The organism is Mycoplasma sp. 394 (genome assembly GCF_054353895.1).
The window spans coordinates 13,382-27,039 of the sequence record NZ_JBTHHL010000007.1; the positions used below are offsets into that span (position 1 = coordinate 13,382).

General features: G+C 28.0%; 3 protein-coding genes. All 3 read left to right on the top strand.

Annotated features, from left to right (window positions below):
- Positions 1–104 precede the first annotated feature (104 nt).
- The 3 genes from ACXYRQ_RS03125 to ACXYRQ_RS03135 all read left to right on the top strand — a co-directional run bounded on the left by ACXYRQ_RS03125 (position 105) and on the right by ACXYRQ_RS03135 (position 13,640).
- Complete coding sequence (locus tag ACXYRQ_RS03125; protein ID WP_458614802.1) at positions 105–4,442, top strand: hypothetical protein; 4,338 nt, start codon at positions 105–107, stop codon at positions 4,440–4,442.
- 181 nt (positions 4,443–4,623) lie between these two features.
- Positions 4,624–12,633 carry an ABC transporter permease gene (locus tag ACXYRQ_RS03130; protein WP_458614803.1) on the top strand — a complete coding sequence of 2,670 codons (8,010 nt, stop codon included), beginning with the start codon at positions 4,624–4,626 and terminating at the stop codon, positions 12,631–12,633.
- Entirely contained in the window at positions 12,633–13,640 is a 1,008-nt protein-coding gene (locus ACXYRQ_RS03135) for an ABC transporter ATP-binding protein (RefSeq protein WP_458613941.1), read from the top strand. The genes ACXYRQ_RS03130 and ACXYRQ_RS03135 overlap by 1 nt, the downstream gene beginning before the upstream one ends.
- Positions 13,641–13,658 lie beyond the last annotated feature (18 nt).

Below are 13,658 nucleotides of genomic sequence, written 5' to 3' on the forward strand. Positions count from 1 at the left end.
TTTAGTAATATTATATTACAAATTATTTTTTGGTAAAATATTACAATCAAATACTTGAAATATTACTATAAAAAGTAGTAGAATAAAGATATAAAGGAGTTTTTATGAAAAAGAAAATGAAATTTTTTTCTTCTATCTTACTTGCTTCATCTTTTTCAATCGCAGTTGCTTGTTCTAATCAAACTACAACTGAAAACGCTAAAGTAGTAGATATAAGTTATTCAAATTTATCTTCTGATTCAGTTAAAATTAATATTAAGTTTAATCATTTATCAAAAAATCTTGATTTAACTAAATTTAAATTAACTTTGAATGATATAACAAATGTTTCTTTTAAAAACAATGTAACTTTAAATACCATTAGTGTGCAATTAAATCATTTGAAAAGTAATTTTTCTTATTACATTACCGATATATCTATAAATAATATATCTTATATTAATGGTATAAATAAGTCACAATTAAGTTTTAAAACACTTAATACAAATAATAATGATCAAACTCCATCTGATAAAAATCCAAGTGATGGTAAACATAAAGAATCAAAAACTGATGCTAACATCGTCAATATAAGTCATCTGAATATTACAAAAAATTCTGTAGATATTGCTGTTAAATTATCAAATGTTCCTAATATTGAAGTTGACAAGTTTGATGTATCCATAAATCCATCTGATGAAGCATCATTTAGCAAACAAATAGATAGCAGCGATCCAAATTCGGTTATCGTGCATATCAGTGGATTGAATCAAAACACCCGATATACCATTTCAGATATAAAATATGATAATGTCTCAATAAAATCAACTTATAATAATAGTAATGATTTTACTTTCAAAACCCTTGAACCAGGGCAACATAACTCTAACCAAAATCCACAAAAAGAAAACGAACCAACCATATCTATTAATAACATTTCGACACAAAATATAACTTCGACATCTGCAACCTTAAAAATTAAATTAAATAATATTTCAGATTTTAATATAAATAAATTATCTATTTCGTTAAATCCTTCTGATAATTTTAGAATCTCTAAACAACTTGATACTAATAATTTAGATACTGCTATTGTTAGTTTAAGTGGTTTAAGTTCAGATACAAATTACAAAATCACAGATATTCAATATGACAATACATCACTTAAAGTTGCTGATGGTTCATTAAACCTTAGTTTTAAAACTTTAGTTGATTCAAGTAAAACAAATAACAGCGGACAAAATAACCAGGATAATAATGAAAATAAACCAAGTGAACCAGACAATTCACAAAGTTCACAAAATCCTGGTTATACCCTTTCTGCTGGACAAGAAGAAGCAGAAGCATCAAAAGATACAACTCCACAAATTCAAGTCCAAATTAGCGATTATGGAAATGCATATGATTTACAAAATGCAGATGCTATCCAAAGTAGTGAGTTAAATATTCATAATTCTACTAACTTTTCTGAATTAGAACAAAGCAGTTTAAATAGCAAAGATAACTGAAGTACATATTTTAACTATCTAGCTTCACCAACTGCTAAAAGTACATCTAATGATGCCGAATCAACATTACATATTGATTCGGCAAAAACAACCGATATTTCAAGTATTTCCGAAAATAATTCAACCATTACAATAACTTTTAATGATGCAAGCATCACTACTGCAAAAGTTTTAGTTAAAAGTTTTGACCAACACAATAAATGGAGTAAATATATTGATTTAACCAAAAATTCAGGTAATTGAACTTTTCAAAGTAATTTATTAAGCAATTATCAAAATCAATATGTTATTACTGAAGCAACCTTTAATAATTCTTATAAAGTTCCTTTTAGTTTACAAAAAAAATATAAATTTAGTTTACCAGAAGGTGCTTTTAATTCACTTGATTTAACTAGTTTGACTGTTTATAAAAATGAAAGTAGCAAAGAAATTTTTGGTAGTGCTGCATTTAATTGAACATCAGATCAAGTAAAGATTCTTTCAGATAAAGTTTTTGTATTTACTTTTGATGTTGAAAAACAAGTATATACCGAAAAAAAATCAACAAATAGTTCAAGTACACTTGATATTTTTGGTGGTGGTCAAAGTGAAATTTTAAATGCAGACGAAAATTTTGATGCTGGTAACTCTATACCAGCAACTAAGAAAATTTATATCCCTTTTAATCAATTGCATAAATTCTCTTTATCTGGTTTTCAAGAGCAAATTAAATATAAACTTAAATATCTCGATGTTGTTAATTCAGGTAGTAATGTAAACTTTTTAAAAAGAAAAGATTTAGCATCTAAAAACATTGCTTTTTCATACAACTTCAACTGAAATCAAAGTATTGACTTTAAAAACCAATTATCAGGTGGAAGCGATACAAGTACAGGAACATTAAAAAATACTGGAATTATTAGTAAATCTGATTTAGTTGCTGAAAACAAGAAAGCTAACAAAAACACCAAAATAAGTTTTACTCCACAAAACTTCAACACTTTGCTAGACTATAATAATAACTTCTATAATTTTATCCATAGATATCCAAATACTAAGGAAAGTAAGAGGGAAACAAAATTTGTTTTATATAAAAATAATCAACAACAAAATATTCATTGATTTAAAACACGTAATTATCTTGAAAACTCATTGTTCAAAATCAATGAAGATAAGACATCTGCATCATTTACCCAAGATCTTAGTGAAATCAATACAAACGGAGTACCTGATGAAGATGTTATCATCTGATTGGTTTTTGAATTAGATATGAATACTGCTGCATATCGTGATATTAATGAAGTTTCAGATATTCGTTCTAAGGTTATTGTTCCTGTTTCCTTAAAAAATATTAAAGAACATAAACATGTATCAAATGTTGATTTTATGTTTGATTATGTTTCAGGCAAAAAGTCCTTACAGCAAGCATTATTTGTTAAAATTAAAAACAACGTAACATTTGCTTTACACTTTGAAAACAACATACTCAAACTTGTTTTAAAAACTAAAAACGGAACCAAATTTAATAACATCTTATCAATGCATAATCATTCAAACAGTCGCTCAGCATTTATAAACCGTGTCGATGTTTTTGTTAATTGAATTCAAAGCATAACTGATAGCACACCTAAAATAACATTTAAACAAAAACATCAAATTGATAAAAACTCTATTTTAACATCATCAGAAGGTTACATCGATAAATATGATGTTAAGGTGCTTGCTGATTCAACAGATCATGGAGAACCAACTACAAACTTCTTACAAGATTCACCGAAAGAAAACGAACGAAGCAAAAGATTATATCAAGAAGATAATGTAGCACCTATCCAAGAAGCTAGAAGTAGAGTTTTTAGCATCAACCATCAAGCTGATGGAACCTGAAACATCATTGGTAAAGTAAGTGATAAAAAAGATGATTATAGATTCTATGCATTTGTTAATTATCATGTATGACATACAAATACATCTGATATAAATAAGGATTTATATAAAGTTTCTACCGATGCTTCTGGTGCAAAAATCATTACCGTGCATGATGCAAAACTTATTGCACCAACATTAATGAAACGTCCTGCTAATCCTAACTCAGTTGATAGATATCAACCTGTATACACACATATAAATTCAACCAATAATGAAGATTTTTATCACGATACAAAACTTACAGGTGATATTAATCCAACTGGTAATATTTATAGTTTTAAAATTCCTGAAAATGAAGCAGGTATTACATATAAAATCTTTTTAGATCTTTCTGCTAATGTTGCAAATGATTATGATGAATTTAAAAACACCGATGGTGAAGTAGTTAATCGCAAAGATCCAAATACTAGTGATCACAACAAAAATAACAAAGCAAATGTTGATACAATTATTGCAATAGTTGATTTTACCCCTATTTTCAAACATTTTAATTATCAAAACTTAGACACTTACACACATGATAATAAAAAGTTAACTACACAGGAAAAAGCTGCTATCAAGCATTTTCTAGATTTTCAAAACCTTAAACCAATCGATTTTTCAACATTATCATTATATGTTTCTTCGTTCGATAACTTAAACTTTTATATGGCTACCCTTCCAAAAAACCGAGCAAATGGTAATGCAGATTCTGCACCTGGTTTAAGATACCGCGAATATCTTATTGGAAATAATCCAATAAAAACAAGTTATTCTGTTTCAAATTATAACACACAGCGTCCTGCGATATGAGGACAAGTTAAAGATTACGATTGATTTAATGGTTCATCTGGTAGTGGTATATATGATTCAAAAGGTAAAATTGTTGGTTTGGATGCTAAGGGTGGTAGATGATCATCAAGTAATTTCTCTATTTTCGATACCCAAGAATACCAATACTGAGGTGCAAGTGGAGATTATATGAATCCACAATCATTTAAAGAAATTGTTTCAAAAATGGCATATTTATATCCACAAAGTTTTAGTAATCTTTATCCAGATAAAAAGTAAAACAAAAAGTTGTAGGTTAAACTGCGACTTTTTGTTTTACTTTCCGATTTTTTTCTTACAAATCCTGCTTTATCGTAGTGAAAAAATAAACTAATATATTGTTAAAAATATTATATAATTGTTTAATACTTTGTATTAAACTATTATATTATTTTAGTTTATATAATAAGGTAGGAGAAATATGTGAAACTTGTTTAAAGAAGTTTTTCGATCGCTATTTAAAAACAAAGCCATTGTTATTGGTTTAAGTATTCTTATATTTTTAACATCTGGTATTTTTACTGTATTATATGATACATCAAAAGCGATGCGAACTCAATTTAATAACTATAAAAAAATCTCTGTTGCACACGATTTAACTGTTGATTATAACCTTCCTGCTTCTGGACAAGCATTTAATGATGGATATTATATCAATGGTGAAACCAAATTTACTGGTGGTGCAGGTTATGACAAAGGAATTCGTTATGTCTCAGACGATGCATTTTCAAATAAGAAAATCATCGATTTTAACGAAATAACTGATCGTTATATAAATATTTCAAACTTCTTTAATGACAAAAGTGATAAGCATAAATATATTCTCAAAAATGATTTCTCTACTCTTTACAATACATATTCAGCATCAGATGATTCAGAATTTTTGGATTTAGATTATACAAAACCACAAAAGAAGATGCATTTTAAAAAGAATTATTTGATTAATCTTTACCAAAAAAATGATGATGGTAGTTTTTCTCAAAGTGTTGTTACAAAAGAACTACATATTTTTGATAAATTTCACCTTGATAAACAATACAAGTTTTCTGATATTGCATTTATTAACTCTGAAAATCAAAATAATATATATTTTTCACAATTATCTGCTTTATATATTAATGCTGATACACATGAGGCCACCTTTGATTTTGTTAAAGGAAAACAATGAGAATTAACTGATGCAGTTGTTAAGGTTGAAAATAATGAGTTAGCAAAATTGCTTGGTTTGGTATCTTTAGTTAATAATCCATATGTATATATTATTGACGGTTCAAATAAACCTACACTATATACACATAATAAAGATGATGATATTACAAAATATATAAGTAAAGAAATAAAGGCTAACCTTAATTACTCAGATTTATTTTCTTCTCCTTCTTTTGCTGTATCAAAAAAAGAAAAATTTGAATTTACCAAAAATGCTGATTATCTTATTCCGAATAAATGAGCCAAAATCCGACGTACTGAATCATTTTTCTTACGTAAAGAATATGAAATTACATACGATAAAGAAAATCAATCAAAGTGAACTGGATCATATCGAACCTTTTTAGAAAATCAAATCCAACAAAATAATGGAGAAGTTCCAAGTTACTTAAAACACTTTAGTTTTTGAGAAAAGGAAATTCTTATTTATAACATCCCTTTTGTTGATTCACAAAATGATGTTAAACTAGGACAAAAGGGTTTAATTAGAAGTAACAATCCTGCTGTTTCCTTAGACGAAATAAACCATAGTAAACTTTCATTAGCTCCTGATGAATATCAACCTACACCTTTTAAAAAAATTCTTTTTATTCTTGACAAACCAAAAACCATTGCTCAAATTGAAAACCGAATTATTGGTGAAACTAATTTTAATGAATTAATTAACAAAAATATTTTAGGGGATCGTTTCAATATTATAAAAAACGGGGCTTTAGATATTGTTAAGCACGAAATATATAATCAAATACAAAAATATGTTCCTGCTTCTGATATCGGGATTCGTCAAAGCATAACAGTTGATTCTTTTGATGAAAAAGATAGTGGAAAAAATGTTTTTCATTTTGTTAATTTAGGTGATAGGAATCAAGAAATTAATGGTATTGCTAATAACATTGACAAATTAGTTAATGAGCAAAGTAGACCAACACAGATTTTAAATATTAAAGGTGATAATTCAAATAATGAAATTTCTTCTTTTTTTAAAACAAAAGAAGTAAATCCTTTTATTGCTTTTAAAATTATTGATCAACTCAGATTTAATGTCGAACCCATTGACAAATATATTCATATAGATCGCGAATATGCTCCATTAGAAATCGTTAACTCGCTAAATGGTGATATTCATAATATTGAAAATCAAAAAATTTACCATCTAACACGTTATCAAGGTCGCGATGATTTAAGAGATGATCAATATAACCAATTTATTAATTTAGGTTTTGTATGATTGAATCAAAATGATTTTTATTTAACTAAACCTGTTTATAATTCCAATAAAAAGATTTTAAATTGAATCAATGTAGAAATACCTGGTTTTGTTAATGGTAAGGTCCCAATTGATAAAATATTAAATTATCTAACTACAAACAATCTTACCGTTCAGGTTAAATTGAATACTTCTTCATATGTAGAAAAATCTGATCAATTTTCTAATACTGTTTATATCCCTTTTGGATACAGGGCTCCGCAAACAGATGTCTTAAACCAAGCATTTGCTGAAAAATCACTGAAACTTGGTGTTGAACGTATTGAACAAGCTTTATTAAACACTGACTTAGTTACTCAAGGTTTTATTCAAAAAGAAACTATATATTCTATTGTTCAAGCAGCAACATATACATTTGATAAAAACGATTTTGCTTCTATCTTCTCTAGTGGATTAATTAACCTTAATATTTTGCCAAAACTTGTATTAGACGGATTGTATTATATGTCACACGATCCAAATGGTGATTTTGCTAAAAAGTTATTCGTTGATATCTTTGAAAAAATTTATTCTTTAATCGAAAAAGCAGAACAAAACCACCAAACACCAAAAGAATTTATTAAAACAGAAATTAAAAAACTTTTTAATTTTATTTATTTAATTACAGGTAAAGATATAAAAAACACTTTTGATTTAGATGTATTTATCGATTTTTCAAATGATATAAAAGCTACTATTAAAGCATTTATCAATATAATTAAGACTATTGATTTTAAAAAGTTTACCGATATTATTCAAAATTTCTTTGAAACTTCATATAACAAAACTATCAAAAATCCTGCATTCCCTGATACACACAGCAAAGATGGTAAACACAAACTAAGTATTTTTGATATTATTATTGCACTTTTAAAATCAATTGATTCAAATCAATTTAAAACTGCTTTAATTTCTCTTCTCGATACAATCAACCCGCAACTTATTCTTAATATCGGAGAAAAAAATAATATTTTCACTTCGATATTAGGACAAAGTACAAACCTCGTTAAAAAACTCACTGATATTATTTTTCTTTCTGATGACGGAAAATCCAAAGACTATACAAGATTTTTAAACGGGATTAAATTCTTTATTCGTGCATTTGATACAGATGTGTTTATCAAAACATTAGAAGAAAACCTAAAAATTTCTCATTTTGAAACAGAGCGATCAGAATTAGATATTCAAAAGAATGTTATTAAACTAAAAGAATATCAAGCACTTTCATATTTAACTAATAGTGATTTAACTTATGCCACATTAAAAGCATGATTTAATGTTCCAGGTTCCGATCGTGTCATCAAGACTGCACTAGCTAAGATGTTAAATCTTTCATTTAAAGGACAGAGTGTTGAAATAGGTGATAATCAATATGTTACTATCCCTGCAAAAGATGATGATAAATTAGATTTTTTTGATTTATTAGATTTATTACAAGGTAGTGTTAGCTCACCTGCCAATTCACAAGCTACAGAAAATACATCAACTCAACCAGCTGCAAGCACACCAAACTTAAGCACCTTAATTGAAAACATCTCACAATTAAACAGTATCGATTGACAAAAAATACCAAGTAATATTTTGTCTCTTGCATATAAATATCTTGGATTAACTAATAAAAATCAAGTTTGAAACAAGGAACAAATTAATAACATTGTCCAAATTTGACGTTACTTCTTTGATACTTTTGGAGAACAAACAAGCAAAAAATCTGATTCATTACATTCTTTTTTCAAACTTGCTAATGCATATATTAATCAAGAACCTAATTTAGATTCAAATGTTTTTCTAACTATTTCATATAGTGTTATTTCAAAACTTTTAACTTTGAATTATAAAGATTATAACTACCTTATTGATATTCTTCCACTTTTAAAAGTATGATGAGAATTATTTAATCCAAAAATCAATGGTAGTTTACAGCAAAAACAAAAATTTGCTAATGACTTGCTAGCACTAGCAAATCAAAAAGACACTATTGATTCTTTTAATAGTTTTGAACTTTTTCTGCCTTCAACCCAGAATATAGTTGGTTCTGAACATACAAAATTTGGTATTACTCGTTCGCTTGCAAATCCAAAACAAATGCAAAGACTTTTCTTTGTAAAAGATAAAAATGGTAAATATTCTAACAAAGATTTACAAAATATTGTTGACCAAAATCCTGAATTTGAAAACTTCTTAAGTACATATGCATATGAAATCACAAAACTTTTTTCATATATTGCTTCAGAAGAACAATATGCACCATTTGATAAAGAAATCACGGAATACGATGGAATCAAATTAAAATATAATACATTATTTGCTACTATGCAGGACGTTTTTGTTAATAAAGTTATTACCGATGATATTATTAAACATTATTATTTAATTAACAACTTTTTTAACCAATATTCATCAAATCTACAATTTCTCGATCAAATCAGGATACCACCGCTTATTACCAATAAAATATTAATCCGAAAACATCCACAAGCACTTATTTGATTACTAACTGATAAAAACAACATTGGAAAACCATCTGAAAATGATTCAAATGTTGGATACTTTTTAATTAATAAGATTATTGACTTTGAACAACTTCTTAGTTCTGGTAAAGAAAACACTTATGAATTTATTAATTCATTATTAGGTATTCCATTAGTGGTAAAAAATAAAAATGAAGAAAGTGGTAATGCAAATAATTCACAATCAGAAGTTATCGGTGGTAGTGTACCTTCTATTGAAAATGACTTTGTATGGGAAATTTCTATTGATAATGATTTCTTCGTGAACATCCTTAATGCAGTAACTGAAAATCCAAGTGAATACAAGTTTTTTGATATTAACCTTGGTGATGTTTTCTTTAAGTTACTTAACTCACTAACTGGGTTTAATAAAATTGACAACATTCTTGTATTTAACCAATCTGCTTCATATTTAGCAAAAGTAAATTATGCATATATGTTGCATAATCATAAAGAAATTTATGATGGTGAATTACCAGTTAATCCGATTGAGATGCTACAATTAATCGACAGTTTACCTGAAAAATATAAAATTAATGTAAATGGTTCGAAATACTTAATTATAGGTGATGACATCTCTTTTGATTACTTTTATCCTGTCTTAGATGAAAACAACTTACAAGTAGATACTAAATCTCAAGCTATTGTTTATGTAAATAACAAAGGATTCGATCGCATTCATCAAGCTTATCGTGGTAGTTTAGTTAAAGAATATTTAACAGTTAAAAACACTTCTAAATATACCAATGAACAACTTAAAAACATTATTGAAAAATATGTACAAAGTAAAATTGATGACACATCGAAGTTACAAAGAACATATTTATATAATGAATTAGACCCGATTAACCCGGAGCGTAGCATCCGTATTTCTTCAGTTCAAACTATTATCACCACCCTTAGTTATGTTTCAAATGTTATTCTAGCAATTTTGGTTTTCTTAGTAACCATTTCAGTTACATTTATTATCAAAAGATATATCGCAAACAAAAACAAAGTTATTGGAATTTTGGTTGCACAAGGATATACACCACTTCAAATTTCACTTTCAATGACAACCTTTGCTTTCTTTACCATTTTTACCGGAAACTTGCTTGGGTATATCACTGGATTTTCGATGCAATCACTTGCAATAAAAATCCTTGATAATTATTGAACTGTTCCGATAGAAACACTTAATTTCTCTATTATTTCTTTTTTAGTTAATATTATAGTGCCACTGCTTGCAATGTCCATTTTAATCATTGTTGTCTCATTAAGGTCGCTAAGGTATAAATCAATTGACTTAATGTCCGGAATTGTTGATGTAAGCACTGGTGAAAGTTATCAAAAATATATTAAAGTATTTAAAAACCGTAGTGTTAAAACTAAATTTGGTGCATCGCTTATATTTAACAGTTTCTGAAAACTTGCTTCCTTTGGAATATCAGTTATTTTAGCATCTATTACTACTTCATTTGGTTTTGCAACTTTTGGAATCTTCAATAAAACAATTGATAAAACATACGAAAACCGCAAATATAACTATAAAATAGACTTAACAACACCAACTACTGAAGGGGGTTCATTAAAGATTTTAAATCCAGAAGATGTAAAGAACTCACTTTATGTTCCAATTGGTCGAGCAACAGAACTTAATGCATATCAAGCAGATTACTTTAAAAATGGTTATTCAACTGCTATTAATGTGCAAAATAAAAACGGAGAACCTACATTCAAAGATCCACATCTTATTACTCAGTTTTCAATTAATATCAAAATTGATTCGTCAATTTCTATTGATCCATTCAGTGTTGTATTTCAATCCTTGCCTGATGTACAAAAATCCAGAATTATCCAAAGTCGTGATCAAATTGGTTATGCACTTACTAAAACACAAAAAGGACTCCCTTTCAAAGTTGAAAACGGCAAACAAACAAATAATGTTGATTTCGAAAAAGCACATCAACTTGGTTTAAATAACTTCTTTTTATATGTTCCAAGTGCAGATAACATCATCGATGGAAAATTCTTTGTAATGAACTGAAGCGATGATGATGGTAAATATAATCACAATGTTATTAAAACCACATATTTCCGCGATGAATATCGTGCTTTCTTGGTAAATGGTTATGAACAACTAGCAAAACAAGGTATATATGATTTTGACATCGTTTTCAATGGAGTTTATCTTGATCCTAGATATGATGAAACATATACCTATGTAGATAGTCAACTACCTAATGGTGAAAAAATACGTCTATATGGATATCGTCCTAATTCTAAAGAAATCGCTATTAAAAACGGTGATCAAAACTTATTAGCAGAAATTAATAATGACTTTGCTAACAATAATTTTGATTTGAATAAAGATATCCCGCTTGTTATAAACGAGGTTTCGGCACGTAAGTACCATTTAGCAATTGGTTCAATTCTTAATTTGGAACCTAAAAATCTTGTCTATCGCTTTCAAAATCGTATTAATAAAGTTTTAGGAAAACCAGTTATAACACCACATAAATATCGCTTTGTTGTTAAAGCAATCAATCAAACTTATATCAAAGATGAATTCATTATCCCTAAGAAAGCTGCTGATAAGTTGATTGGTTTAGATTCACTTGTCGATAAAGAATTTAATGGTCAAAATGATGATGCATACAAATTTAACGGTATTCTTTCAACTAATCCACTACCAATTCAACTTATTTGATCGGCTAACCTATACTCTGTTTCAGGTTATTCTGGATCTATTGCTTCCTTTTCTACTAAATCCATAACAGAAAAAGACAAAAAAGATTTATTCGATGGAATTTTCGGTTCAAAAAACACAGTTAAGAACTCTCCTGCTGATGGAGCAATGGCTGCGATGGGATATAGTGACTTAGATATAGCCAAATTCTTAGATCCAGATTATAATCCTAAGGATACACCTTTACAAGAGTTTTATCAAAAACAACGTAATTTAGCAGACATACAAATTGAAAAGTTTGCTAAAGAATTTGATAACCAACTCTTTATCCCTGTTGCTACTGGACTTGATTCAAAACAAATTGAAATTTCTTTCACACAAGGAATTTCAAGAACTGTACAAATCATTGTCACAATTATTACCGTCCTTAGTTTCTTGATTTCTATAATAATTCTTATTATTATTTCAACCATACTAATTAATGAAAACGAGAAGAACATCGCAATTTGATCTATCTTAGGATACAATAACAAGGAAAAACTTAAAATGTTCTTTGGTATCTATATACCGTTTATTGTTATTTCTATTATTATTTCACTTCCTTTTGCTTACGGATTAATGGTATTCTTTGCTAACTTCCTTGCTACTGGTGCTGCTATTGCTATCCCTTTATCAATTACCCCATTAAACTTTATTTTCACAGCTTCCATCATATTTGGTGTATTCTTAATCACAGCAATTCTATCTTGATACAACATTAATAAAATTAAGGCAATTGACTTATTGAAAGGTAAATAATGAAACAAAAACAACCAAATCAGCAAAACAATGATCAAGAACCAAAAACACAGTTAATCATTGAATCTGAAGAAAAAACTCAAGAAATTATGCAAGAACCCAAAGAACCTGCAACAATTTCTAAAAAAATTTCTGATGTTAAAATCAACCGTAAAAATGTTTTTGAAATCCTTGATGCTGAATCCGATTCTAAGGAAATGATTGTAGATCGTAAAATTGCTCGAATTTTAAAAATTGCTGCAAATAAAAAACGCCCTAGGGACGAACATTTTGATTTAAAAAACACTGAAGATAATATCATCGAAGTTCGTAATGTTTCAAAATATTATTTATCTGGTTATAAAGTAACCCGTGTACTTAAGAATGTTTCATTAAACATCAAAAAAGGTGAATTTATAATGATTTTTGGTAAGTCTGGTGGCGGTAAGTCTACCTTGCTAAACTTAATCAGCGGACTCGATCGACCTTCTCGTGGAGATGTAATTGTCTGTGATGAAAATCTACCATATTTAAGTGATTTAAAACTTACTTTATTTCGAAGAAAAAATGTAAGTTTTATCTTCCAAAACTACAACTTACTTCAAAACCTATCTGGTTATGATAATGTACAAACTGGTGCATATTTACAAAAAGATCCAGATAAAAAACTTGATATCAACGAATTATTTAAAGAATTTGATATGGAATCAGTTATGAATAAATACCCATCACAGATGTCGGGCGGACAACAACAACGGATTTCAATTCTGCGTGCTTTAGCAAAAAATTCAGCAATTATTTTTGCTGATGAACCTACTGCTGCTTTGGATGAAAAAACTACTGGAATTGTGCTGTCATATTTATTTAACATCAATAAAAAATATGGAACTACCATAGTTATGGTTACTCATAACCCTGCAATTGAAGCAATTGCAGATCGAGTAATCCATGTACAAGATGGAAAAATCAAACGAACTAAAATCAATCCAAATCCAACTGATCCAACCACAATTAACTGAGAAACATAAAAAATCTATCCTTACGGA